General features: G+C 54.7%; 23 protein-coding genes. 6 read left to right on the top strand and 17 right to left on the bottom strand.

All coding sequences use genetic code 11. The annotated features are described in order from the left end of the window. Positions 1 to 39: 39 nt before the first annotated feature. From K5L82_RS02900 to bioB, 8 genes are all read right to left on the bottom strand, one after another. A complete protein-coding gene (locus tag K5L82_RS02900; protein ID WP_223133100.1) occupies positions 40 to 1,830 on the bottom strand; it encodes an acyl-CoA dehydrogenase C-terminal domain-containing protein in 1,791 nt (596 codons plus the stop codon). 226 nt (positions 1,831 to 2,056) lie between these two features. Beyond that, on the bottom strand, positions 2,057 to 3,856 hold the full coding sequence (locus K5L82_RS02895; protein WP_133004883.1) for an acyl-CoA dehydrogenase C-terminal domain-containing protein: 1,800 nt from the start codon (positions 3,854 to 3,856) through the stop codon (positions 2,057 to 2,059). Positions 3,857 to 4,101: 245 nt separating this feature from the next. Continuing rightward, on the bottom strand, positions 4,102 to 4,821 hold the full coding sequence (locus K5L82_RS02890) for a putative metalloprotease CJM1_0395 family protein (protein ID WP_316933357.1): 720 nt from the start codon (positions 4,819 to 4,821) through the stop codon (positions 4,102 to 4,104). 16 nt (positions 4,822 to 4,837) lie between these two features. Further along, positions 4,838 to 5,083 carry a flagellar basal body rod C-terminal domain-containing protein gene (locus tag K5L82_RS02885; protein WP_133004882.1) on the bottom strand — a complete coding sequence of 82 codons (246 nt, stop codon included), beginning with the start codon at positions 5,081 to 5,083 and terminating at the stop codon, positions 4,838 to 4,840. Positions 5,084 to 5,134: 51 nt separating this feature from the next. Further along, positions 5,135 to 5,839 carry a dethiobiotin synthase gene (gene bioD, locus K5L82_RS02880; protein ID WP_133004881.1) on the bottom strand — a complete coding sequence of 235 codons (705 nt, stop codon included), beginning with the start codon at positions 5,837 to 5,839 and terminating at the stop codon, positions 5,135 to 5,137. Positions 5,840 to 5,844: 5 nt separating this feature from the next. Next, positions 5,845 to 6,678, bottom strand: coding sequence for a malonyl-ACP O-methyltransferase BioC (bioC, locus tag K5L82_RS02875; protein WP_223133099.1), 834 nt, complete (start codon positions 6,676 to 6,678; stop codon positions 5,845 to 5,847). Continuing rightward, complete coding sequence (gene bioF, locus K5L82_RS02870; RefSeq protein WP_223133098.1) at positions 6,675 to 7,808, bottom strand: 8-amino-7-oxononanoate synthase; 1,134 nt, start codon at positions 7,806 to 7,808, stop codon at positions 6,675 to 6,677. Before bioF ends, bioC begins: the two co-directional genes overlap by 4 nt. Positions 7,809 to 8,018: 210 nt before the next feature. Then, positions 8,019 to 9,077 (bottom strand): biotin synthase BioB, encoded by a 1,059-nt coding sequence (gene bioB / locus K5L82_RS02865; RefSeq protein WP_223133097.1) that lies wholly within the window; start codon positions 9,075 to 9,077, stop codon positions 8,019 to 8,021. A 51-nt stretch (positions 9,078 to 9,128) separates the two neighbouring features. Between bioB and K5L82_RS02860 the strand changes: the two genes are divergently transcribed. Beyond that, positions 9,129 to 9,857, top strand: a complete 729-nt coding sequence (locus tag K5L82_RS02860; RefSeq protein WP_133004877.1) for a ComF family protein — start codon at positions 9,129 to 9,131, stop codon at positions 9,855 to 9,857. Here the strand turns inward: K5L82_RS02860 and K5L82_RS02855 are convergent. Then, on the bottom strand, positions 9,854 to 10,963 hold the full coding sequence (locus tag K5L82_RS02855; RefSeq protein WP_223133096.1) for an NAD(P)/FAD-dependent oxidoreductase: 1,110 nt from the start codon (positions 10,961 to 10,963) through the stop codon (positions 9,854 to 9,856). The genes K5L82_RS02860 and K5L82_RS02855 overlap by 4 nt on opposite strands. Positions 10,964 to 11,086: 123 nt before the next feature. Between K5L82_RS02855 and K5L82_RS02850 the strand changes: the two genes are divergently transcribed. The 5 genes from K5L82_RS02850 to cmoB are packed head-to-tail and all read left to right on the top strand — an operon-like array spanning position 11,087 to position 14,690. After that, complete coding sequence (locus K5L82_RS02850; protein ID WP_133004875.1) at positions 11,087 to 11,509, top strand: hypothetical protein; 423 nt, start codon at positions 11,087 to 11,089, stop codon at positions 11,507 to 11,509. Between the two features lie 5 nt (positions 11,510 to 11,514). Beyond that, positions 11,515 to 12,534: a serine/threonine protein kinase gene (locus K5L82_RS02845; protein ID WP_223133095.1), complete on the top strand. Its 1,020-nt coding sequence runs from the start codon at positions 11,515 to 11,517 to the stop codon at positions 12,532 to 12,534. 25 nt (positions 12,535 to 12,559) lie between these two features. Beyond that, positions 12,560 to 12,928: a kinase gene (locus K5L82_RS02840; RefSeq protein WP_223133094.1), complete on the top strand. Its 369-nt coding sequence runs from the start codon at positions 12,560 to 12,562 to the stop codon at positions 12,926 to 12,928. Further along, positions 12,918 to 13,676: a carboxy-S-adenosyl-L-methionine synthase CmoA gene (gene cmoA / locus K5L82_RS02835; protein ID WP_223133093.1), complete on the top strand. Its 759-nt coding sequence runs from the start codon at positions 12,918 to 12,920 to the stop codon at positions 13,674 to 13,676. Before K5L82_RS02840 ends, cmoA begins: the two co-directional genes overlap by 11 nt. Before the next feature lie 21 nt (positions 13,677 to 13,697). Continuing rightward, entirely contained in the window at positions 13,698 to 14,690 is a 993-nt protein-coding gene (cmoB, locus tag K5L82_RS02830; protein WP_223133092.1) for a tRNA 5-methoxyuridine(34)/uridine 5-oxyacetic acid(34) synthase CmoB, read from the top strand. A 67-nt stretch (positions 14,691 to 14,757) separates the two neighbouring features. On the opposite strand, the gene K5L82_RS02825 is transcribed toward cmoB, so the two are convergent. The 8 genes from K5L82_RS02825 to mutL form a co-directional block, all read right to left on the bottom strand. After that, complete coding sequence (locus tag K5L82_RS02825; protein WP_223133091.1) at positions 14,758 to 16,053, bottom strand: adenylosuccinate synthase; 1,296 nt, start codon at positions 16,051 to 16,053, stop codon at positions 14,758 to 14,760. Between the two features lie 82 nt (positions 16,054 to 16,135). After that, entirely contained in the window at positions 16,136 to 17,317 is a 1,182-nt protein-coding gene (locus K5L82_RS02820) for an ATP phosphoribosyltransferase regulatory subunit (RefSeq protein ID WP_223133090.1), read from the bottom strand. A gap of 174 nt (positions 17,318 to 17,491) precedes the next feature. Further along, positions 17,492 to 18,367 (bottom strand): protease modulator HflC, encoded by an 876-nt coding sequence (hflC, locus tag K5L82_RS02815; protein WP_223133089.1) that lies wholly within the window; start codon positions 18,365 to 18,367, stop codon positions 17,492 to 17,494. Between the two features lie 3 nt (positions 18,368 to 18,370). Beyond that, entirely contained in the window at positions 18,371 to 19,555 is a 1,185-nt protein-coding gene (hflK, locus tag K5L82_RS02810) for an FtsH protease activity modulator HflK (RefSeq protein WP_223133088.1), read from the bottom strand. Positions 19,556 to 19,633: 78 nt separating this feature from the next. Further along, the gene (gene hflX, locus K5L82_RS02805; protein ID WP_228259116.1) at positions 19,634 to 20,935 is read right to left on the bottom strand and encodes a ribosome rescue GTPase HflX; all 1,302 of its coding nucleotides are present in this window, start codon (positions 20,933 to 20,935) and stop codon (positions 19,634 to 19,636) included. A 90-nt stretch (positions 20,936 to 21,025) separates the two neighbouring features. Then, positions 21,026 to 21,274, bottom strand: coding sequence for an RNA chaperone Hfq (gene hfq, locus K5L82_RS02800; protein WP_114334161.1), 249 nt, complete (start codon positions 21,272 to 21,274; stop codon positions 21,026 to 21,028). Positions 21,275 to 21,307: 33 nt separating this feature from the next. Next, positions 21,308 to 22,345: a tRNA (adenosine(37)-N6)-dimethylallyltransferase MiaA gene (miaA, locus tag K5L82_RS02795; RefSeq protein ID WP_262492482.1), complete on the bottom strand. Its 1,038-nt coding sequence runs from the start codon at positions 22,343 to 22,345 to the stop codon at positions 21,308 to 21,310. A 5-nt stretch (positions 22,346 to 22,350) separates the two neighbouring features. Beyond that, on the bottom strand, positions 22,351 to 24,237 hold the full coding sequence (gene mutL / locus K5L82_RS02790) for a DNA mismatch repair endonuclease MutL (RefSeq protein ID WP_223133087.1): 1,887 nt from the start codon (positions 24,235 to 24,237) through the stop codon (positions 22,351 to 22,353). Between the last annotated feature and the right edge of the window lie 2 nt (positions 24,238 to 24,239).

Here is a 24,239-nt window from a genome sequence, read left to right as displayed (position 1 = left end):
TTAGGCCTGCTTTTCAGTTACCGGACCTAAGAAATCGGTTTAGATTTCGTTCGCATCCAGCGCCATCATGGCATCGCTGCCACTGCGGATGCCTTCAGCCAGTGACACCGCTTTCGGCAGCAGACGCTCGAAGTAGAAGCGTGCTGTTTTCAGTTTGCCGGTGTAGAAGCCGGAGGTGTCACCTTCTGCCTTCGGTGCAGCAGCTTTAACCGCTTTCGCCCACATGTAGGCCAGCGCGGTGTAACCGAACATGTCCAGGTAGTCGACTGCCGCAGCGCCAACGGCGCTGGGGTTTTCAGCAGCCTGCTTGATAACGTGCTCAGTGGTGTCAGCCAGTCGCTCCAGCGCAGCCGCCAGCGGCTCCAGGTACGGGCGCAGCGCTTCGTCAGCGCTGTTTTCTTCGATGAATGCACCCACGTCTTCTGCGAAGAGTTCGAACAGCTTGCCCTGGCTCGCCACAACTTTACGGCCCATCAGATCCATTGCCTGGATACCATTGGTGCCTTCGTAGATCTGTGTGATACGGCAGTCACGAACCAACTGCTCCTGGCCCCACTCGCGAATGAAACCGTGACCACCGAAGACCTGCTGGCCGATGATGGTGGTATCCAGACCACGGTCGGTCAGGAAGGCTTTGGCAACCGGAGTCAGCAGAGCAACCATGCCTTCGGCGTGCTTGCGCTGTTCGTCGTTGTCGGAGTACTTGGAGATGTCCAGCCACTTGGCCACGTAAGTTGAGAAAGCACGGCCGCCTTCAACGTAGCTCTTCATGGTCAGCAGCATACGACGCACGTCTGGGTGCACCAGAATCGGGTCTGCGGCTTTTTCTGGCTGCTGGGCACCGGTGGGTGCACGGCTTTGGATACGCTCGTTGGCGTATTCGCGAGCGCTTTGCAGGGAGGCCTCAGCAGCGCCAATGCCCTGGATGCCAACGCCCAGACGCTCATAGTTCATCATGGTGAACATGGCGTTCAGGCCTTTGTTTTCTTCGCCGATTAACCAGCCTTTGGCACCATCAAAGTTCATGACGCAAGTAGCAGAACCTTTGATGCCCATTTTCTTTTCAATGGAGCCACAGCTGAACTGGTTACGCTCGCCCAGGGAGCCGTTGTCGTTAACCATGAACTTCGGAACCAGAAACAAAGAGATGCCCTTTGGTCCTTTCGGCGCATCCGGGAGCTTGGCCAGCACCAGGTGGATGATGTTCTCCGCCATGTCGTGCTCGCCCCAAGTGATGAAAATCTTGGTGCCGGTGACGTTGAAAGACCCGTCATCGTTCGGCTCAGCCTTGGTGCGAATAATACCCAAATCAGTACCCGCGTGCGGCTCGGTCAGGTCCATCGCGCCAGACCATACGCCGGAATACATGTTCGGCAGGTACTTTTCCTTCAACTCTTGGCTGCCGTGGGCATTCAACGCCAAGCAGGCACCCGCCGTCAGCATGGGGGCCAGGCCAAAGGCCATATTGGCACCCTGCATCATTTCTTCAAATTGTGCGACCAACGTTTTGGGCATGCCCATGCCGCCAAATTCCGGGTTGCCACCCAAACCATTCCAGCCACCATCTACGATGGTTTGGTAGGCTTCTTTGAAGCCTTCAGGACTGGTGACTTCTCCTTCGTCCCACTTACAGCCTTGCTCGTCAGCTTCGCGGTTCAGAGGGGCCAGAACGCCGCTGGTGATTTTTCCAGCTTCTTCCAGAATGGCATCGGCCGTTTCCGGATCAACGTTTTCAGCAATTCTTGGCAGCGAAGCCCACAAGGCAGGCGCATCAAACATTTCGTTCAGTACGAAACTCATATCACGAAGGGGGGCTTGATAATCAGCCATGTATAACTCTCCAGAAAATCAGTCAGTCTCTTCGGGGGCATGCTTGAACAATGGCACTCTTTGGAAGGCTCAGCTGCATCCGCCCGATCGGCAATGTGTCCGTATCAAGGTTATTATTTTGTGGCGAGTATTCTACCTTAATAACGGGCTCAAACTCATGAAAAAAGCCCGCCTCTTTGCAGAGAACGGGCTTTTTTTCACTATCAATCAGATAGCAACCTCAGCCTTAGAGGGCGAAGTTTTCTTCCGGCATATCCAGCAACGTATCTGCACCGGCCAGCATGGTTGCGGCGTGAGTCTTGGTGCGCGGCAGCATGCGGGTGAAGTAGAAGCGTGCAGTTTGCAGCTTGGCAGTGTAGAACGCTTCTTCAGCGGTGCCTTCTTCCAGCTTCTCTTGAGCAATCTTGGCCATCTGAGCCCACAGGTACGCAAACACGGCGTAACCGGAGTACATCAGGTAGTCAACGGAAGCAGAACCCACTTCTTCGCGGTTCTTCATAGCGGCCATGCCCACTTTCATGGTCAGGTCGCCCCACTCTTTGTTGATTTCAGCCAGTGGTTCGACGAACTGCTTCAGCTGTTCATTGTCAGCATTTTCTTTGCAGAACACGTGAACCTGCTTAGTGAAGGTTTTCAGAGACTCGCCCTGAGTCATCAGAACCTTACGGCCCAACAGATCCAGAGCCTGGATGCCGGTAGTACCTTCATAGATCATGCCGATACGAGCATCACGCACGTTCTGCTCCATGCCCCACTCGGAGATGAAACCATGACCACCGAATACCTGCATACCCAGGTTCGCAGCTTCGTAACCGATTTCGGTCAGGAATGCTTTGGCGATCGGAGTCAGGAAGCCCAGTGCTTCGTCGGCTGTTTTGCGTTCTTCGTCAGTTTTGCCACGAGCCACCAGATCCGCTTTCTGTGCAGTCAGGTAGATCAGGGCACGGGCGCCTTCAGCAACTGCTTTCTGAGTCAGCAGCATGCGACGCACGTCTGGGTGAACGATGATCGGGTCAGCGATGCCTTCCGGGTTCTTAGCGCCACTCAATGAACGCATGGCCAGACGATCTTTGGCGTACGCCAAAGAGCCCTGGAAAGCCAGTTCAGCTGCACCCAGACCCTGGATAGCCGTACCGATACGGGCGGTGTTCATGAAAGTGAACATGCAGTTCAGACCTTTGTTCTCAGGTCCGATCAACCAACCTTTGGCACCATCGAAGTTCATGACGCAAGTTGCGTTACCGTGGATACCCATCTTGTGCTCGATGGAACCGCAGGAAACGGCGTTACGCTCACCGGCAGAACCGTCTTCCGCTGGCAGGCACTTAGGTACGATGAACAAGGAGATGCCCTTGGTACCTTCGGGTGCGCCCGGCAGACGAGCCAAAACGATGTGAATGATGTTCTCGGTCATGTCGTGCTCACCGGCCGAGATGAAGATCTTGGTGCCGGAGATGCTGTATGAACCGTCTGCGTTAGGCTCTGCTTTGGAGCGCAGGGTGCCCAGGTCAGAACCACAGTGAGCTTCGGTCAGGCACATGGTGCCGGTCCACTCACCGCTGATCATTTTAGTCAGATAAGTTTGCTTTTGTTCTTCAGTACCGTGTGCTTCCAGCGTGTTGATCGCACCATGACTCAAGCCCGGGTACATACCCCAAGACCAGTTAGCGGTACCGTTCAGTTCGCTCATCACGATGCCCAGCGAATCGGGGAGGCCCTGACCGCCGTAGTTGGCATCGGCAGCCAGTGAAGGCCAGCCGCCTTCAACAAACTGGTCATACGCTTCTTTAAAACCAGTCGGCGTTTTAACACCGTCTTCGCTCCACGTACAGCCTTCACGGTCGCCGATCGCGTTCAGCGGAGACAGTACCTGCTCAGCAAATTTCGCACCTTCCTGGATAATGGCATCAACCATATCTGGAGTCGCGTCTTCAGCGCCTTCCAAATTGGCGTAGTGTGTCTCGCTGTCGAGCAGCTCGTTCATTACAAATTTGATATCACGCAGGGGCGCTTTGTACTCAGGCATTGAATCCACCTCAATGTTGGTTGCAGCTGAAGTTGTTGCAGCTATACCGTGGTTTGCTCAGACACCGTGAAGCTCGCGCTTCACAGCCTTAATTAAACACTTGTTTGAAACATACGTTTTGGAGCACAGAATTGTCAAGAGAATTGAGTCAATTTTGTCGGGTTTTGTGTTCTCAAACGTAACGAAGGCGAACGAGAAAGCGCAATATGCCTTTCGCGTTCAGAGCTTTAACCTGAGGGGGGATGTCAAATAAAAATCGAAGTGGCAGCGTCCGAGTCGAATCCGTAACCCTGCATAGCGTATACATTTTGATACGCTTCTGTTGCTTGACGTGACTGATTGTCCTGAGGGCTTTGAGCTTGTCTGGCCTCCTCGGCTCCGCCATCAATACTGGCGCTCTCACCCTCACCCTTGGCCAGTTCCACCTGAGCTTGCAACATAGTTTGCATTGCTTGCGCGGCCACTGCGCGATCCTGCGATGAGGGTTGGGCCGGGGCCATGGCAGCCGAACGAACAACTCGCATCTTCTCGATCGTCGCCTGAGGGTCACCGGCCACAGGAGATACGTCGATGGGCACCTCACCCCCAACCGCGTATTGAGCGCCATCAGGACCACGTTCATACGAGTAGGAGATAGCCCCGGCGTGCTGGCCTCCCACCGCTTGGTGAGCAGCCTCGTGAGCACGCACTTCCCGATCACGGGCTTTGAGCTCGGTGAGTTCTTTCAGTTCGGACTCGGACAGCCCTTGCGGGTTTTCTTTTTCTTGCTCCGGTTTTTCGGTTGATGAGTTGGTATTTTTATCTTCGGAGGCCTGTTCCGGCGCACGTATTGAACGACTTGCACCGTCAGAGGGTTGCTCACCTGAGGTGCTCTCAGATCCAGTAACCACAGGCCCACTGAAACCAGCCACTGAGACGGAGCTAACGGAGGGATAAACCGAGGAAACTTGCGGAGATATGTTCACGGGCGGTATCCGCTGATCAGACCTTAATATCCAACAGAGTGCCTATAGTTTCATCGGCCGTTTTAACGACCTGTGCCGATGCCTCAACACTGCGCTTATAAAGATTAAGCTCGATCATAGGCTCAGCAAGATTGCCCGCCCCTTCTGCACTGCCTTGCGGACCATCTGCACCACCACGGGCGATTTTCCGGGCGGCGTTATCCATCCCGACCATGCCGTCCTGGATGCCCTGAATACCGATACCGAGTGTATTATTAATCATGGAGGCAGATCCCCGTGGCAGACTATTGCCTCAATTAACGCACAAATCTGGTTAATTTTCAAACAACGGAGATATGTTTAGATAGCGAGCCAGAACAGCGGCCATATCCGCCACCGGCACCTCGTCCACGAAGGGCAAAATACCCAAACAGGGCGCGTCTAGATGCGTGACCAGATAATTGAGGGTTTCGTTTTCGCAGCTCATGGGATCGGCTTCCGGATGATTTGCAATCCAACCCGCAACTATCAGTCCATCTGCCCGAATCGCTTCCGCCGTCAGCATGGCATGATTGATACAGCCAAGCTTCAACGGTACCACCATGATAACGCCCAAGCCCATTTCACGAGGCACCGTCGCATAGGTTTCGCGATCGTTCAACGGCACGCGCCAGCCGCCAGCACCTTCGATCAGCATCAAATCCGCGGGCCGCATTTGCAGACCGCGACAAAAACCGATCAAACGCTGAGCACTAAGCTGCTGCCCCGCTTGAACCGCCGCTACATGAGGCGCAATTGCGGGCTCTAAGGCAATTGGGTTGATGACATCGTAAGCAATGGTTTCGGTCACAGCAGCTTGCAGCATCAGTGCATCTTCATTGCGAAGACCTCCCGACGTTCGCTCACAACCAGAGGCAATCGGTTTCATGGCAATGGTGCGTTTACCCTGCGCCTTGGCGGCCTCGAGAATCGAAGCGCTGACGATGGTTTTGCCCACCTCTGTATCAGTACCTGTCACGAAATAGGTTTTCTTTGCCATGGTGTTTATCCTGCTATGGGCTTTTGCCAGTTCAACCAACCGGCCTCGTAAGTCGCGAACACCCGACCAGACCGTGCGCCCGGATAGGCCCTGCACATCGCCCGAAAGCGACCCGGAGCCGTCACTGTCAGACGCCTTTCTTCCCCTTTGAACACGGCTCCCAACTGTTTCAGCTCCCGATTGAGCGCCATTGGTGAGTCATAGAGCAGGCGAATCGGCGACAATTCCAGCGCTGAACCAGTCAAAGTCATCCTCGTCAGGCGCTGCCATTGTTCTGCCGGCACAAACCGATTAACGTGCGGCTGCCCTGGGTCTGCTTTCGCCCACGCTTGCTTGAGCTCTCGCAACGTGCCATCCACCAACGTAGACATCACCAACAATCCGCCCGGTCGCAGCACCCTCTGGCATTCCGCCAGCACAACCTCGGGCTGCTGGCTCCATTGCACCATCAGGTTGCTGAACACCAGGTCAACGCTCCCGTCTGCCAGCGGCAACTGTTCCGCATCGGCATTCAGCCAATTAACACCACCGAATCCTGTAGCTGCCTCCGCTCGCGCTAACATACCCGGAGACAAATCCGCGCCGGTGACCCGAGCCTCGGGATAGCGCGTTGTCAGTTTTCGCGTAAACCAACCGGTGCCGCAGCCCAAATCAAGAATCGACTCCGGACCAAAAGCCTCCGGAATTCGCGACAACATGGTGTCGCCCATCGTTTTTTGCAATCGAGACGCACTGTCATACGTGTGACTGGCACCACCAAACCCCGAGGCAATCGAGGCTTTGGTTCCGGTACCGCCATCCGCGCTAGAAGCCGTGGTTAAATCATTAAAAATATTCATAGGGCCGCCAATAATCGATCCACATGTTCCTCGTTGTGCGCAGCACTCAAGGTCACACGCAACCGTGCCTGCCCTTCGGGCACTGTCGGCGGCCGAATAGCGGTTACCATCACGCCTTGCCGTTCCAAGGTCTGACTCAGCGCCAAAGCTTCCTCATTGCCGCCAATCATGATGGGCTGAATCGGCGTATAAGACGGCATCAATTCGTAGCCCAACGCCTGCGCACCTTCACGAAAACGCGCGATTAACCCATTCAGATGTGTCCGCCGCTGATCATCGGCCTCAATCAGATCCAAGCTGGCGCACGTCGCAGCGGCCATCGCAGGCGGCATCGCCGTTGTGTAAATATACGTTCGCGCTTTTTGCACCAGATAATCCATCAACACCGCCGGACCCGCCACGAAAGCCCCACTGGTACCCACCGCCTTGCCGAGAGTACCAATCAAAACCGGCACATCATCCTCCGACAAACCCGCCGACAGCACACTGCCCCGGCCCTGCGGCCCCAGCACACCAATGCCGTGGGCGTCATCCACCACCAACAAGGCATCGTGGGCCTTACAGGCTCGTGCCAATGCCTTCAATGGCGCCACATCGCCGTCCATGCTGAACACCCCGTCGGTGACCACAACCTTGTGCCCTGAAGTGTCTGCCAACATCGCTTTCAGCGCGTCGACATCCCCGTGCGCATAACGCCGAACCCGGGCTCGGCTAAGAATACAGCCATCAATGATCGAGGCATGATTCAGGCGATCTGAAAAAACCGTGTCGCCCCGCCCCACCAGCGCCGAAATCACACCCACATTTGCCATATAACCCGTAGAAAAAAACAAGGCACTGCTACGCTGGGTAAAATCCGCCAACCGCTCTTCCAAGCGGTGATGAGCATCATGATGACCACACACAAGATGAGACGCAGCCCCACCCAGCCCAGTCTCAGGTAAGGCATTCTTGAGCGCTTCAATGTTGTCGGGATGATTGGCCAAGCCCAGATAATCGTTGCTACAAAACGACAACAACGCCTGACCATCTGCGGTTAACTCCGGCTGTTGCGGGCCAGAGACCAAACGTCGGGTCCGGTAAAGTCCCGTCTGTTTCCGTTGTTCAATCTCGAGGGCAAAATCGCGCATACAGATGACACCAACCGGTTAGGGAAAGGGCAATGCCTTTTAGGAAGCATTAAATGGAATACCCGCCGAATTTCGCTGTGAAGGTCTGGTGCCGCTTTTCGGGACTATAAAGGGCCAGGGATGGCCCGTCCTAAGCGAACAGGGACGTCTTGAGCGTGTCCCGAAAAGCGGCACCAGACCTTCACCGGCACCAAAACTTGACTCTTAAAATCAGGCAGATTCCCGAGAAGCATCGTAAAACATATGCCGCGTAGCCTCATACTCAACAGCCTCGGCCAACTCCTCTTCCTGCTGCTCTTCGGTGGCACACTGCTCCCGCTGCTCAGGACGAATACCCAGCTTACGGAACAGCTGCATATCCGCATCCGCCTCCGGATTAGACGTCGTCAGCAGCTTCTCGCCGTAGAAAATAGAATTCGCACCCGCCAGGAAACACAGCGACTGCATCTGCTCATTCATTTGCTCACGACCGGCCGACAAGCGAACATGCGAAGCTGGCATCATGATCCGCGCCACCGCAAGCATCCGGATAAAATCAAACGGTTCCAGATCCTCCACATCTTCCATCGGCGTTCCCTTCACCTTCACCAGCATATTCACCGGCACACTCTCAGGATGCTGCGGCAAATTCGCCAACTGAACCAACAGCCCCACGCGGTCATCCTCATCCTCACCCATCCCCAGAATGCCGCCGCAGCATACCTTCATACCGGCCTTACGAACGTTGTCCAGCGTATCCAGGCGATCTTGGTAAGTGCGCGTAGTGATGATGTGACTGTAGTACTTCTCAGAGGTGTCCAGATTATGGTTGTAATAGTCCAGACCGGCTTCCGCCAACTCCTTCGCCTCTTCCTCTTTCAGCATGCCCAGCGTCATACACGTTTCCAGACCCAGCGATTTCACCTGCTGAACCATATCCAGAACATAAGGCATATCTTTCTTTGAGGGGCTGCGCCAAGCCGCCCCCATACAGAATCGTGAAGCGCCTTTTTGCTTCGCCGCTTGCGCCTCCGCGACAACCTTTTCAATCTCTAACAACTTTTCTTTTTCAAGGCCGGTGTTGTAATGCCCGCTCTGAGGGCAGTATTTACAATCTTCCGGGCAAGCGCCGGTCTTGATAGACAGCAACGTACTGACCTGCACTTCATTGGGATCAAAATGTTCCCGGTGCACCGACTGAGCGCGGAACAAGAGATCGTTAAACGGGAGATTAAACAGCTCTTGAGCCTCCCGAAGGCTCCAGTCGTGTCGCAGTGCAGTAGCAGTCATGTTCAAGTCCTGTTAACCTTTACAAGGTAATTGGTTTACGGATAAACCACGATGATAAACAGACTGAAACCGCTGTCAACCTTATTGGACCATTTGGTTAACAGGGAAGCGAAAACCGGCCGCTGCGTCACCTGCTTGAACAAACATGCCTACCAAGGCCTGTGCACACCCTGTCGCGCCGACCTTCCCCACAATCGCTTGCATTGCGACACTTGCGCCCTGCCCTTGGCCTTTTCCGGCTCCGTCAGGCGCTGTGGCGAATGTCTTACACAACCACCACCCTTCACACGTTCATTGATCCCCTGGCGCTATCAATTCCCTGTAGACAGCATGATCGGCCGTTACAAATACCAAGGACACCGTAAATTTGCGCGACCGTTGCTCGCGGATTTCACTGACTATCTGGAACGCACCCTGACCGAATCAGAACGTCCGGAACTGCTGATTCCAGCTCCCATGCACTGGCAGCGCCGATGGCAACGTGGGTTCAATCAATCACAGGATATTGCCGAATACCTAGGGCGACGTCTCAAAATCCCGGTCGGAAGCCAAGCGGTTCGGCGCAAACGCAAAGTGCGTGCTCAACGGGGCCTTAACAGAGACGGACGATTGAGTAATCTGAGCTCAGTATTCGAGGTTTGTGCACCGATTCCGGAGCGGGTCGCCATTATTGACGATGTGGTAACAACGGGCGCTACCACGCGAGCACTTGCCATAGAGTTAGCCGGAGCCGGAGCCCGAGACATTCAAATCTGGGCTTTGGCTCGCACCCTCGGCTAACCCAACTGCTGCTTAACGTATTCGGCGATGGCGAGACAGGAGGTCAGGCCCGGCGATTCGATGCCGTAAAGATGAACCAGACCAGCAAGGCCATGAACCTCAGGCCCGTCGATCCGGAAATCCGAAAAACCGCCATCCGGCCCCGCAAGTTTGGGTCGAATACCGGCATAAGCAGGTTGGAGCCGACTAGCATCGAGCGACGGCCACCACTGGCGAATCCCCTCAACAAAAGCCCGAAGCCGACTGGGGTCCACGGTGTAATCTTCTGTATCAACCCATTCAACGTCTGGCCCGAAACGGGCTTGCCCAGCCAGATCCAACGTTAAATGCACACCCAGTCCGCCAGGTTCCGGCAAAGGGTAAATCAAATGATTGAACGGGTGTCGACCGCTGTAGCTGAAATATACGCCGCGGGCCAACCATTGCTCGGGCTTTACTGTCTCCGAAAGACCCAACCAGTCACACGCAAGCCCCGGTGCACCCAAGCCTGCAGCGTTAATCACTTCACTAGCCTCCAAGGTAACCGAAGCATCGGCTCCGACGGTGAGGCGATGGCCGCAGTGTAAGCTTTCCGCGGCGACTACAGGACTGTTCAGCACAAGTTGTCCGCCTGCATCTTCCAACTCACCCAACAGCGACAGCATCAATGCATGGGTGTCGACGATGCCCGTCTGCGATGACCACAGACCCGCCATAGCCCTCACCTTCGAGCACTGCGCTTTCACTGTATCACCTGAGGCCAGATGCAGATGAACCCCGTTCGTTTCCGCCTGCCGGTGAATAGCATCGAGCCTCGCCGCCTGACGTTCGTCGGTCGCTACAATCCATTTACCGCATTTACGATGCCCCACCTTTCTACTGACACAATATTCGTAGAGCAACTCGCGCCCCCGCACGCAAAAAGCCGCTTTGAGGGAATTCGCCGGATAATAAATACCGGCATGAATCACCTCGCTGTTCCGGGAAGAAATTCCTTCGCCAAACCTCTCGCCGCTTTCAAGTACCAAAACCTCACGCCCCGACAGGGCCAGCTCACGAGCAATGGCCAGACCCACAACTCCGGCTCCGATGACAACCGTTTGAACTTTGTAGCTTTCGCAATCCACTTTTCAGCCCTGCTAATCAATCCACTGCCTGAAATTAACCCAGATAGCCCAGCGTTGCATTACCTGAGCTTTCAGAACCGTTATACTTTACCCCAAGCGCAACGGATGCACGGAGCATGGAAAATGTCCGACAGGAAGCAGTTTCTAACGGTAATGATCGTCGCCGCACTCTTTGTAGGCTGGATTGCTTGGCGTGGCTTTGAAGTCACTAGCCTGAACGACCAACTGAAAGCTGACAAAGTGGTTTCCAGCTACCCTTATCAACACCGGGTATTACGAGTAGAAGGTGACACGGCCACCATCAGTTCGCTTCGGTCCCACAGCCTTTCAACACAACAGGCCTTGTCAGTGGTGTTTCCCGGGATGAAGCATCTGGCCGACACCCATCGCGACTGGCAAAAAGCAGAACGGGAACTGGCTCAGGTTCAGGCGCGGGCTGGGGACATTGTGTTGGCATCTCCGAGCATTAACCGCGTGCGCTGGGAACTGGATGAAAACTGGTACCATTTACAATTCATGAAGTCACAACAACACTCGGCCTTCTGATTACTATGCAAAACGAGTCCTCTGACATAACCACTTCCCCCCATCCGTACGACACCCTGAAACCGGAAATTATTCTGGATGCCATGGAAGAAGCCGGTTTCGCCGTCAGTGGACGGCTGTTTGCGTTGAACAGTTATGAAAATCGGGTGTATCAGGTCGGATTGGACGAAGGCTCTCCGGTCATCGCGAAATTTTATCGCCCCAGCCGCTGGTCTGATGCCGCCATCCACGAAGAACACGAATTTACGCTGGACCTGCAAGCTGCAGACATTCCTGTCGTCGCCCCTCTGACATTGCGCAACGGCAACACTCTAGGCCTCCATGGCGACTTCCGTTTCGCGGTATTTCCTCAACGTGGGGGCCAGGCACCGGACACCAGCGTAACCGATACGCTCTATCGCCTGGGCCAATGGCTAGGCCAAATCCACAATCTGGGCGCAACCAAAAGCTTCGAGCATCGGCCAGGATTTGACCTGATTCGGGGGCTAGAAGAACACAACGCTTTACTCGTTAACGGCGGCTGGATTCCTAACGATCTTCGGCCCGCCTGGGACAGCCTGATCCCGGATTTAATCGATGGCTGCAAGCAGCGCATGGACGACGCTGGCGATGTAAATACGCTCCGGATCCACGGGGATTGTCACGCGGGTAATATTCTTTGCCGTGACGAAGCCATGCTGTTTGTCGATTTAGACGACTGCCGCACTGGCCCCGCCGTGCAAGATATGTGGCTGCTGTTGAACGGTGAAACGAATGAGCGCGGCAGTCAGCTGGGCGAGCTGCTTGAAGGCTACGAAACCTTCCGGGATTTTGATCGCCGGGAACGGCATCTGATAGAACCCCTACGCTGCTATCGCCAAATTGCCCACTGCGCATGGCTGGCAAGGCGCTGGGAAGATCCTGCATTCCCCCGTTTTTTCCCCTGGTTTGCGCAGCCGCGTTTCTGGTCTGACCAAGTCCTGTCCCTGCGGGAACAACTCTCTGCCCTGCAAGAGCCAGCTCTAACGCTTCCGGGACAATTCTGAACACTGACTTCTCAAAGAGGTAACCATGAGCGAAAGTGAAAACCGCTATTCGGCACGTGCCCTTATTGTGACCGCGGTGATTGCCATCATCAGCACAGTAACGGCACTGGAGGTTGGCGGAAAAATCAAGCATTCGGACAATAAAGACCATGTTCCCGTAGGCGACTTCCAAGCCATTCACGTGGCGCCGGGTGAAGAATTTCGGATGTCTCGCAAGCCCTCCGGGCTGCACGCGGTGTGTGAAAACGGTTATCTTGCCATTGCAGCCGACGTCGACCCTTCGTTCCGCGGTATTCTGGTGGACTACAAGAATCGTGGTGTGCGCTGTGCCCGGCCATCGCCAACCGATCGGGATCCGGTAAAACCTAAAGTCGGGGATAGCGATGAGCCGTAAAAAACCAGCGCAAGTACCGCAAATGACGGATCGCCTGTTCGCTACCGAGCGCAACCCTGAAGACTTTCGTTTTGATGCCTCAGTGGCTCGAGTCTTTCCGGATATGATTCGGCGTTCGGTACCCGGTTACACCACGATCATTCCGATGATCGAGGTCATTACCGAGCAATACGTTCAACCTGGCTCTCACTGCTACGATCTGGGCTGTTCATTGGGCGCCTCGACACTGGCCATGCGCCACGGAATTCCCCATTCCGACTGCACATTGGTGGGGGTGGACAACTCCCGCGCCATGATCGAGCGATGCGAACACTATGTCGCGCTCGACGACCACGAGCTGCCGGTTTCCCTGCGCTGCGAAGACATTCTGACCACAGAGCTGAGCCGCGCTTCGGTTACCACCCTCAACTTCACGCTTCAGTTCGTCCCGCCTGAAAAGCGAAAAGATCTACTGGCACGAATCGCCGATGCCACCCTCCCGGGCGGCGTACTGATTCTGTCTGAAAAAATCCGTTTCGAATCCGAGACGGAACAGGACACCCAAACTCAGCTGCATCATGAGTTCAAACGCGCCAATGGTTACTCGGATCTGGAGATCAGCCAGAAACGGGCGGCGATTGAAAACATCATGATTCCCGAAACCCTGAACACCCACAAGCAACGGCTTCTCGACACCGGCTTTGATCAAGTACTGGTGTGGTATCAGTGTTTCAACTTTGTTTCCATGCTGGCCATCAAGAACCCTTAACCTCCGGACCCTGCGACACCTATGGCTGCTTTCGACTGGCGCGAACATTTCTCCTCGTTTATCGATTATCTCAACAACAGCGATCAGGCCGCATGGGCCGAGGTTTTGACAGCCCAGCTGATACGCCGTTTCGAAGACAACCCACACGGTGACATGGCACGCTGGCACGCAGCGCTTGAAGCCTTACCGACAGACATTCCCGCTAAAGTGGAACTGAATGCGTCTGCCGTGACCGTGACCACTGAGCAACCATTAAGCGAACCGGATGCCGAAAATCTGGAGCTTGGGTTACGCGGCTTAATGCCCTGGCGCAAAGGCCCCTTCAATTTTTTCGACACCCACGTGGATACCGAGTGGCGTTCAGACTGGAAATGGGATCGGGTCGCGCCCCACCTTGCTGATTTGAAAGGGCGCGCTATTCTCGATGTCGGTTGCGGCTCCGGTTACCACTGCTGGCGCATGGCCGGCGCCGGCGCTCGACAAGTCGTGGGCATCGACCCCGGCTTATTGTTCATGTTTCAGTTTTTGGCGGTGAAAAATTATCTCGGCAAAACTCCCGTCGATCTTTTGCCAATACGCATGGAAGATCTGCCGGAAAACCTCGAACATTTCGACACCACTTTCTCGATGGGCGTGTTGTATCACCGACGCTCACCGATTGACCACTTGCTTGACCTGAAAGGTACCTTACGCCGAGGTGGTGAACTGGTCCTGGAAACATTGGTTGTGGACGGCCCCGAAGGCTTCACTCTGATGCCGGAAGATCGTTATGGTCAGATGCGTAACGTCTGGTTCTTGCCCAGCTGCCCTACCTTGATTCGATGGCTCGAACGCGCAGGCTTCCGCAATGCTCGCGTGGTAGATGTCAGCGACACGACCACCGAAGAACAACGGCAAACCGACTGGATGCGGTTCAACTCATTGGCTGACTTCCTGGATCCAAACGATTCCTCAAAGACCATCGAAGGCTATCCCGGCCCGAAACGGGCAACGATCATTGCCGAGAAGCCCTGACCGCATATTCGGCCATAAAAAAACCGCCTGAAGCTCACGCTAAAGGCGGTTTTTTTGACTCTGAAGCTTATTCCCCGAACGGGTGCCTCAGAGTGATCGTCTCTACACGATCAGGGCCAGTAGAGATGATATCGATCGGCGCTTCGATTTGCTCTTCCAGGAAGCGGATATACGCTTTTGCATTCTCCGGCAGTTCCTCAACAGTGGTCAAGCCAAAGGTGCTTTCACTCCAGCCCGGCAGCTCCTCGAAGATCGGCTCAATATCCTTGAAGGTATCGCAACCAATCGGCGGACGAGTAATCTCTCCGTGCGGCGTTTTGTAGCCGACGCACACCTTCACGGTTTCCAATCCGTCTAGAACGTCCAGCTTGGTCAGGCAGATACCCGACACACTGTTTATCTGAATCGCGTGACGCAAAGCGACAGCATCGAACCAACCACAACGACGGGAACGACCAGTCGTGGTACCGACTTCGTTACCTTTAACCGCCAGGTGCTCACCCATGTCGCAAAACAATTCCGTCGGGAACGGGCCTGAGCCAACACGCGTGGTGTAAGCTTTGGTAATACCCAGCACGTAATCCAGATACAGAGGTCCAAAGCCAGAACCAGTTGCCGTGCCGCCAGCGGTAGTGTTGGACGAAGTTACGTAAGGGTAGGTGCCGAGATCGATATCAAGCAAAGAACCTTGAGCACCCTCAAACAGGATGTGCTCGCCGCGCTTGCGGTGATCGTGCAGGATGTCGGTTACGTCCGCCGCCATTGGCAGAATTTCTTCCGCCATCTGCTTCAGTTCAACCAAAGCTGCATCGATGTCTTCGGCCTCTTCTTTGAAATATTCCGTCAGCACAAAGTTGTGGTAAGACATGATCTCACGAAGCTTAACCTCGAAGTCTTCCATGTTGTACAGGTCACCCACACGAACGCCACGTCGAGAAACCTTGTCTTCGTAGGCCGGGCCGATACCACGGCCAGTCGTACCGATTTTGTCTTCGCCCTTCGCCCGCTCACGTGCCTGATCAATGCGAACGTGGGTACGCAAAATGATCGGGCATGCCAGACTGATCTTCAGGCGCTCACGAACCTCAACGCCGTTGGCTTCGAGTTCACGAACTTCTTTAAGCAACGCTTCCGGTGACAGAACAACGCCATTACCGATCAAGCAGTGGACATTCTTCCGCAAAATACCGGAAGGGATCAGGTGCAACGCCGTCTTCTTGCCCTCGATGACCAGTGTGTGGCCGGCATTGTGACCGCCCTGAAAGCGCACCACTGCTGACACTTTTTCTGTCAGAAGGTCAACGATCTTGCCTTTACCTTCATCACCCCACTGGGTACCCAGCACAACAACATTTTTACCCATGATTCTCTCTCACATCAGGCGGCCCGAAGGAACGCGCCTTGCACATTTACTCAGGAATATTCGTTGAATACCGGCGATAAAATCAGCCCAGCATTTCCACAACCCATTGCCCGTCTTTTTTCACCAACTGACGATCACAACCTTGCAACGCGGGATCTGCAGGTTCGTCACCCGGCAATTGTCTAATCACAGTTTCCGTCATTCGCAGACCAGAAATCACACCTTCAAGCGCGGACTCTTCAACTGCAGGTGCCCATATAGCCCCTGAGTGATGGTGTACACGCTCACCCAGAGACACCAACGCGCGAATGTCCAGACTGAAACCGGTTGCAGGCCGGGCACGTCCAAAATCACTGCCAATGGCATCGTAACGACCACCCTTGGCGACCGCATCACCATGACCGGGAACATAGGCAGCAAATACCAAGCCGGTGTGATAGTTGTAGCCACGCAATTCGCAGAAATCGAAGCCCAAACTGACTTCCGGGAAATCACGGCTTAGCATCTCCACTACGCGGGTCAGCTTATTTAAAGCTGCATCGAGCGCTTCAGATGCACCACCCAATATCACTCGAGCCTGCTCCAACGCTTCTACTCCACCGTTTACACGAGCGAGATCACACAAACGGGCGCCTGCCGAGCCAGGTTCACAGTCACCCAGCAACCGGTCCAATTCCGGAACCGACTTTCGAGCCATTGCGTCAAAAACAGCCGCTTCGGTGTCTTTATCAAACCCAGAGCTGGCAATCAGGCTTTCATAAATAGAAACGTGAGCCAGATCCAGATGCACACGCGGCAATCCGGCTACCCGAAGGGCTTCCAGCATCAGGCTGATGATTTCCATATCCGCCGCTTCTGAGGTGCTACCAAACAACTCACACCCGGCCTGTATCGGCGTTCGTCCTGTCAGCATATGACGCGGGCGGGTATGCAACACATGACCGGCATAACAAAGGCGGGTAATACCTTCCTGGCCCAGCGTGTGCGCATCAATCCGAGCGGCTTGCGGTGTCATATCGGCCCGCACACCCATCATGCGGCCGGTGAGTTGATCGGTCAGCTTGAACGTCTGCAACTCCAGGTCGTGTCCGGTTCCTGTAAACAGGGACTCCAGGTACTCGATCAGGGGCGGGATAACCAATTGGTAACCCCAGCGTTGGCAGGTGTCCATTACATCCCGGCGCAGGGACTCGATCCGTCCGGCCAGCGGAGGAAGAATGTCTTCAACTCCATCTGGCAGTAACCAGCGATCAGATACTGTCATGAGATTCTGTTGTCCGTTTTTCCGTCACCGGCTCAGATGCCGGGGGAATGACTCAGGGTTCAAGATGCTAGGCGAAGAAATGCCCAAACAAAACCGGAAAGATTCTACACCCTTGGCAGACACAAAAAAACCGGAATACCTAGGTATTCCGGTTTTCCTTTCGAGCCAACTGTTTTAGTTGACGCCCGCCGGGTCCTTCAGGAACTTCATGAAAGCACTGTCGGAGTCGATAACCATGATGTCATCTTTGCCGGCAAATGTTTTCTCGTAAGCCTGCAAGCTACGGTAAAAGCTGTAAAACTCTTGATTGCTGCCATAAGATTCGGCATAAATTTGAGCCGCTTCACCGTCACCTTCACCTCGGGTTGTTTCCGCTTCGGCAAAGGCATTTGCCAAGGTTACGGTTTGCTGGCGATCTGCGTCAGCACGAATCCCTTCCGCCAATTCCAAACCGCGGGAACGAAATTCCTGAGCCAGTTTATGACGCTCAGTCGCCATCCGACGATAAACGTTTTCACTGACTGCGCCCGGGAACTCGATCGCTTTAACCCGAATATCCAGAATTTCAATACCAAATTCTTTCACTGCGGTTTCGTTGGCACGATCTCTCAGTGCATGCATCAACTCATCACGCTGACCGGAGACCACTTCGTGCATGGTCCGCACACCAAACTCATCACGCAAGCCGTTATCGACTCGAGACAAAATCAGTGTTTCCGCACGGCGCTCATCGCCGCCGGTCGCACGGTAGAACTGGTCTACGTCACGGATTTTCCAAGCCACGTACGAATCCACATCCAGAGGTTTTTTCTCGATGGTGAGGTACTGACGCGACGGAAGATCCATGGTCAGAACCCGAATATCGAACTCCCGAATCTGATCAATGACCGGCACTTTGAAGTGGATACCCGCCTGAATATCGGTTTGAACCAACTCACCAAAACGGAGCTTCACACCACGGTGCGTCTCAGGAATGATGAATACACTAGACAGCACGAGCAGGACGACGATAAGAGTGCCTGCAAGGCCCAATACACCTTTAGGTCCCATAACTTATCTACTCCTCCGAGTGTTTCCATCCTGACGCGCGCGCAGCTCTTGAAGAACTTGATCGGTCAGCGTCTGAACGTCGACTTGCTGATCACCTGACTGGGATGAACGGGACCCGGAGTTCGACATCCGCCCCTGAGTCAGCCTGTCCAAAGGCAGGTACATCATGTTGCCGCTACTTTCGGTGTCCACAAAGATCTTGCTGCTATTACCCAAAACCTGCTCCAGGGTTTGAATATACATACGTTCACGCGTAACCACCGGAGCCTGTTCGTACACAGCCAGCAACTGATTGAAACGCGCAGTTTCACCGCGAGCCCGCTCAATCACTTCGGCCTTATAAGCGTTGGCTTCTTCAATCATACGCTGAGCTTGCCCCCGCGCTTCCGGAACGATCTTGTTACGGTAAGTCTCGGCTTCTTCTTTCGCACGCTGCTCATCTTCACGAGCCCGCTGAACCTCGCGGAAAGCATCTTGCACGGCCGCAGGGGGCTGTGTGCTTTCAACGTTCACCCGAACGATTTCCAGACCGGTGCCGTACTCTTTCAGGAAGCTTTGCAGACGCTGTTCAACGCGAACAGCCAATTCCGCACGCCCTTCCGTCAATACGTCATCCAGCGAAGAACTGCCCACTTCGTGACGCAGGGCGCTGTCGGTCGCAAAGGCCAGCGCCTGATTAGAATCCCGTACATTCAGAACGTAAGCCCTGGCATCGCCAACCCGGTACTGAACCTGCAGATCCACGGTTACCAAATTTTCGTCTTGAGTCAGCATTTGACCGCTGGAACGCGCAGAGCGAACGTTGGTCACGCGGACTTTAGTTGCCGAATCAATCAACGGCACCTTGAAACGCAGCCCTGGGCTTTCAGTGCGACTGAATTCACCGAAGCGCAGCACGACTGCTCGTTCCTGTTCGTCTACGGTGTAGAACGATTGGTACAGAACATAACCGAACGCCAATATGGCGGCGATGGCCAAAATGGCACCAAAACCACCGTTTTTGCTACCAGACCCTGAGCTGCCATTGTTGCTAGAGCCGCCTTTGCCGCCCAGCATACGATTTAGCTTATCGAGCCCCTTTTTCAGAGCCTCGTCCAGATCTGGTGGCCCCTGATCATTGCCGCGACGACCACCGGTTCCCCAGGGATCGTTGTCGTTACGGTTACCACCCGGTTCATTCCAGGCCATAGTTCTCTCCGTTCGTGTTTATTCGAATGGCTGCAAATACTAGGGATTTATAAAGCCCCCGGCAATAGGCGGCGTAATTCACAGTGCTCGATCTTCCAACCGAACCTCATCTTGGCTAACACCTGCCCGGCTGAGCAACTGCATCCAATCGCGATTCTGCAGCCGCACTTCTACTACGGTATCACCACTTTCCCGATGCTCTTCACTCAGTACAGAACCTGCCTCATGCAACAAGGCACGAAGCTTACCGTCTGCTGGCCCAAGCAACACAAAATGGTGAACCACATCTTCTGCAAGACGTTCTACAACGGCATCAAAGAGCAGGTCCATACCTGCTCCGGATATCGCCGACACCCAAACCCTCACCGGAATACCGTCTTCGTTACGATCGATTCGGGCTTCAAAATCATCCAGCAAGTCTATCTTGTTGAAAACCTGCAGTTGAGGCACCTCATCGGCACCAATTTCCAACAACACGTTTTCCACTTGTTCGATGTTTTCATCACGGCGCTCATCATGGCAATCAATGATGTGCAGCAGTATCGATGCCTGCCGGGTTTCTTCCAGCGTCGCACGGAAGGCTTCAACTAATTTGTGCGGTAGGTGGCGAATAAACCCTACGGTATCCGCCACTACGACCGAACCAATATCAGGAAGTTCCAACTTGCGAAGAGTCGGGTCAAGAGTTGCGAATAGCTGATCGGCCGCGTAAACCGTCGATGTGGTGACCTGATTAAACAAGGTCGACTTGCCCGCGTTGGTGTACCCCACTAGGGATACGGTTGGAACGTCCGCGCGTTTACGAGCCCGTCGCCCCTGATCCCGCTGTTTACGGACCTTTTCCAACCGTTTATGAATCGACTTAATGCGCTCTCGCAGCAAGCGTCGGTCGGTTTCCAACTGGGTTTCGCCCGGTCCACGCAAGCCGATACCACCCTTTTGCCGTTCTAGGTGGGTCCAACCACGCACCAATCGTGTCGACATATGTTCAAGCTGCGCCAGCTCAACCTGCAGTTTACCCTCATGGGTGCGAGCACGCTGGGCAAAAATGTCGAGAATAACACCGGTTCGGTCTAATACCCGACACTTGAGCTCATGCTCGATGTTGCGCTCCTGGCTCGGGCTCAAAGCGTGGTTAAACAACACCACATCGGCTTCGCTGGCCACTATCGCGTCGCGAATTTCCTCGAGTTTACCTTCGCCAACGAATAGCCGGGGGCTGGGCTGTTTCCGTGTACCGGTCACCATATCTACCGGTTCGACACCCGCCGAAGTTACCAGCTCATGAAACTCACCCGGGTCTTCAGAACCATCGTGGGCGGTGAACTCGATGTGTACGAGAACCGCTCGCTCTCCAACGTCAGGACGTTCAAACAAAATATAATCAACTCCATAAAAACAAACACCCGCGGCCAGCTCAGCTCAAAGGCTGCCCTGCACCGCGGGTGTTAGAACCGGAAACACCGGTGTTTAACCTTCAGCTTCTTCCTCTCCCGGATTCGCTTGCGGCAAACGAACATTGCGAGCAGGCACAACCGTGGAAATAGCGTGCTTATAAACCATCTGGCTAACGGTGTTTTTCAGCAAGATTACGAACTGATCGAAAGACTCGATCTGGCCCTGAAGCTTGATGCCGTTAACCAAGAAAATAGAAACGGGAATGCGTTCCTTGCGCAGAGCATTGAGGTAAGGGTCTTGTAAGGAATGCCCTTTTGACATGAGTATTCTCCTGTTAGAGGTAGGTGCAGATCGTCAATTAGCAACGTTAAATGTGGTGTGCAGACCTGACTTTTTCAAGGTTTCCAGCACCATTTGTAAGTTATTACTATCCAGCCACTGTATATCAGGCCATTTTCGCAACCAGGTCAGCTGGCGTTTCGCCAATTGGCGCGTTGCCGCCATGCCTTTGTTCAAATAGGTTTCGTGATCGCATTCACCAGACAGGTATTCCCACGCCTGGCGGTAGCCAACGCAACGCATGGAGGGCAAATCAGGATTGAGATCACCCCGTCCCATCAGCTGCCGGACTTCGTCCAGAAACCCTGCATCTTGCATCGCCAGAAAGCGCCTACGAATTCTCTCGTGAAGAATCTTGCGGTCTGTCGGAGCAAGTGCAAACTGAAAAACAGTATACGGCAGGTCGGCACTTTCGTCTGCCTGCCACTTGGTGAAATAGGTGTAATCCTTGATATCCGACGATTTTTGCGCTTCGAAGGATCCCGAACTGGCCTGCCAATAGGCGGAAATCGGCTTACCGGTTAACCGAATTACCTCAATTGCTCGCATAAGGCGTTGGCGATTGTTGGGATGAATGATCTCTGCGGCAACCGGATCTTTAACAACCAGTTCATCGTACAAGGATGCCCACCCCTGAGCTTCGGCATCTTTCTCGATCTGGGCTCTTAGCTCCGGATCAGCAGATGGCAGCTTCGACATGCCGTTCAACAAGGCTTTGAAATACATCATGGTGCCACCGACCAACAGCGGTATCCGGCCTCGCTCGGTAATCTCAGCCATTTCCGCCAAAGCGTCCCGCACAAAATCTGCGGCAGAGTATGTTTCCGACGGATCACAAATATCAATCAGCCGGTGAGGTGCCGTCGCCAGTTCGTCGGGTGTCGGCTTGGCGGTGCCGATGTCCATGCCACGGTAGATCATGGCTGAATCAACACTGACGATCTCGCACGGCAAATGCTCACACAACGCCATGGCCATATCGGTTTTACCCGATGCTGTGGGGCCCATTAGGAAAATAGCGGGGGGAAACACTGACTGTTGTTCGCCTGCCATCTTCTTTAACGCCCCCTCAGGAACAGTTTGTCCAGCTCGGACAGCGTCATCAGCGTCCAGGTCGGGCGACCGTGGTTGCACTGACCACTGCGCTCCGTGGCTTCCATGTCTCTCAACAGGGAATTCATTTCAGGGATGGTTAACTGTCGATTGGCCCGCACGGAGCCGTGACAAGCCATGGTGCCGAGTAGTTCGTGGGTCACCGCTTCAACACGATCGCTTTGCCCGTTCTGGATCAAATCTGCCAAGACGTCACGCACCAACTGTTCGGTATCTGCTCCGCGTAACAACGCAGGTATTTGCCGAACCGCCAGCGTTTCGGGACCAATCCGCTCTATTTGCAGCCCTAGCTGTTGCAACTCGTCACCGTGGTTTTCCGCCAGCGCAGCTTCTTTTTGGCTGACAGCCAGCGACACCGGCACCAACAGTGGCTGGCTCTTCAAGTCCTGCTCCACCAACGCCCGTTTCATGCGCTCGTAGGTAATCCGCTCATGCGCCGCGTGCATGTCCACCACAATCATGCCCGTTCGGCTCTGGGCAAGGATGTAGATGCCATGAAGCTGTGCAATGGCATAACCCAGCGGCGGCTCATCCTCGCCATCTTGGGGCGGTGTGGGCACCGGCTGCGACTCGAACGGGTCGGGGCGAGTCTCGTTGGTCACACCGCCACCCGCATTGAGCGAGTTATAGAAAGCCATTTGATCACTGGCTTTCCAATCCTGCTGTGGCTGGGTTGGTGCCGTAGTGCTGTAGCCCGTATTGTACGAAGGTACATGCGAAGGCGTGGTGCCCTGAGACAGCGGATAGGCTTCAGGACCGGCTCCCGACTGGGGCACTTGGGTTTCATGGCCCACCGCCTGCGCTTCGGCACCTCTGAAATGGTCGGCCGGGCGCACGTCTGCCAGCGCTCTGTGCAAGGTACGGAAAATGAAGTCGTGCACCAGCCGGCCATCGCGAAAACGCACTTCGTGCTTGGTCGGGTGAACGTTCACATCCACCGTGGCCGGGTCTACTTCGAGGTAAAGCACAAACGCCGGATGGCGATTATTGTATAGCACGTCGCGATAGGCCTGACGCACCGCATGCGCCACCAACTTATCCCGAATCACGCGGCCATTGACGAAGAAATACTGTAGGTCCGCCTGACTACGGGAGAACGTCGGCAGTGCGACCCACCCCCATAGACGCAAACCACTGGCTTCGGCCTCGATGACAACGGCATTATCAATAAATTTCTGGCCGCAGAGCGAGCTGATTCGACGCTCTTTATCGAGATTCGATTCAGCCGGCCGCAAGCTTTGTATCACACGCTGGTTATGGCGCAGGGTAAACCCTGCATCGAAACGACTAAGCGCCTGCCTGCGGATGGATTCATCAACGTGATTGAATTCGGTTTTTTCGGCACGCAGAAATTTACGGCGTGCGGGGGTGTTGAAAAACAGATCACGTACTTCAACGGTGGTACCAACCGGGTGCGCAGCCGGTGAGATCTTCGCGTCCATGTCCCGGCCTTCGACCTCCACCCGGGCGGCCGCTTCTTGCTCTGCCGTGCGCGAGGTCAACGAGAGACGCGATACCGAACTGATACTGGCCAGTGCTTCACCCCGGAACCCGAGCGTGCCAACGGCCTCGAGGTCATCCAAGGTCAGGATTTTACTGGTGGCATGCCGACTCAGAGCCAGCGGTAGGTCCGCTTCTGCGATGCCGAAGCCGTCATCCCGAACCCGAATTAGCTTTACACCGCCTTGCTCCAGCTCAATATCAACCCGGCTGGCGCCGGCATCCAGAGCGTTCTCCACCAGTTCTTTAACAACAGACGCGGGACGCTCCACCACTTCACCGGCGGCTATCTGGTTTGCAAGCCGGGGCGAGAGCAATTGAATGTGGGGCATAG

It is taken from the genome of Marinobacter sp. AL4B (assembly GCF_019916045.1).
Lineage (GTDB): Bacteria > Pseudomonadota > Gammaproteobacteria > Pseudomonadales > Oleiphilaceae > Marinobacter.
Note: the sequence above shows the minus strand (reverse complement) of the source record. Positions and strands in the feature narration are given on the sequence as shown.

What these genes read in the sequence shown, in the direction of transcription:
- K5L82_RS02900 (WP_223133100.1), bottom strand. Translation starts at nt 1,830, where the DNA reads ATGGCTGATTATCAAGCCCCCCTTCGTGATATGAGTTTCGTACTGAAC.
- K5L82_RS02895 (WP_133004883.1), bottom strand. Translation starts at nt 3,856, where the DNA reads ATGCCTGAGTACAAAGCGCCCCTGCGTGATATCAAATTTGTAATGAAC.
- K5L82_RS02885 (WP_133004882.1), bottom strand. Translation starts at nt 5,083, where the DNA reads ATGATTAATAATACACTCGGTATCGGTATTCAGGGCATCCAGGACGGC.
- bioD (WP_133004881.1), bottom strand. Translation starts at nt 5,839, where the DNA reads ATGGCAAAGAAAACCTATTTCGTGACAGGTACTGATACAGAGGTGGGC.
- bioC (WP_223133099.1), bottom strand. Translation starts at nt 6,678, where the DNA reads ATGAATATTTTTAATGATTTAACCACGGCTTCTAGCGCGGATGGCGGT.
- bioF (WP_223133098.1), bottom strand. Translation starts at nt 7,808, where the DNA reads ATGCGCGATTTTGCCCTCGAGATTGAACAACGGAAACAGACGGGACTT.
- bioB (WP_223133097.1), bottom strand. Translation starts at nt 9,077, where the DNA reads ATGACTGCTACTGCACTGCGACACGACTGGAGCCTTCGGGAGGCTCAA.
- K5L82_RS02860 (WP_133004877.1), top strand. Translation starts at nt 9,129, where the DNA reads ATGATAAACAGACTGAAACCGCTGTCAACCTTATTGGACCATTTGGTT.
- K5L82_RS02850 (WP_133004875.1), top strand. Translation starts at nt 11,087, where the DNA reads ATGTCCGACAGGAAGCAGTTTCTAACGGTAATGATCGTCGCCGCACTC.
- K5L82_RS02845 (WP_223133095.1), top strand. Translation starts at nt 11,515, where the DNA reads ATGCAAAACGAGTCCTCTGACATAACCACTTCCCCCCATCCGTACGAC.
- K5L82_RS02840 (WP_223133094.1), top strand. Translation starts at nt 12,560, where the DNA reads ATGAGCGAAAGTGAAAACCGCTATTCGGCACGTGCCCTTATTGTGACC.
- cmoA (WP_223133093.1), top strand. Translation starts at nt 12,918, where the DNA reads ATGAGCCGTAAAAAACCAGCGCAAGTACCGCAAATGACGGATCGCCTG.
- cmoB (WP_223133092.1), top strand. Translation starts at nt 13,698, where the DNA reads ATGGCTGCTTTCGACTGGCGCGAACATTTCTCCTCGTTTATCGATTAT.
- K5L82_RS02825 (WP_223133091.1), bottom strand. Translation starts at nt 16,053, where the DNA reads ATGGGTAAAAATGTTGTTGTGCTGGGTACCCAGTGGGGTGATGAAGGT.
- K5L82_RS02820 (WP_223133090.1), bottom strand. Translation starts at nt 17,317, where the DNA reads ATGACAGTATCTGATCGCTGGTTACTGCCAGATGGAGTTGAAGACATT.
- hflC (WP_223133089.1), bottom strand. Translation starts at nt 18,367, where the DNA reads ATGGGACCTAAAGGTGTATTGGGCCTTGCAGGCACTCTTATCGTCGTC.
- hflK (WP_223133088.1), bottom strand. Translation starts at nt 19,555, where the DNA reads ATGGCCTGGAATGAACCGGGTGGTAACCGTAACGACAACGATCCCTGG.
- hfq (WP_114334161.1), bottom strand. Translation starts at nt 21,274, where the DNA reads ATGTCAAAAGGGCATTCCTTACAAGACCCTTACCTCAATGCTCTGCGC.
- miaA (WP_262492482.1), bottom strand. Translation starts at nt 22,345, where the DNA reads ATGGCAGGCGAACAACAGTCAGTGTTTCCCCCCGCTATTTTCCTAATG.
- mutL (WP_223133087.1), bottom strand. Translation starts at nt 24,237, where the DNA reads ATGCCCCACATTCAATTGCTCTCGCCCCGGCTTGCAAACCAGATAGCC.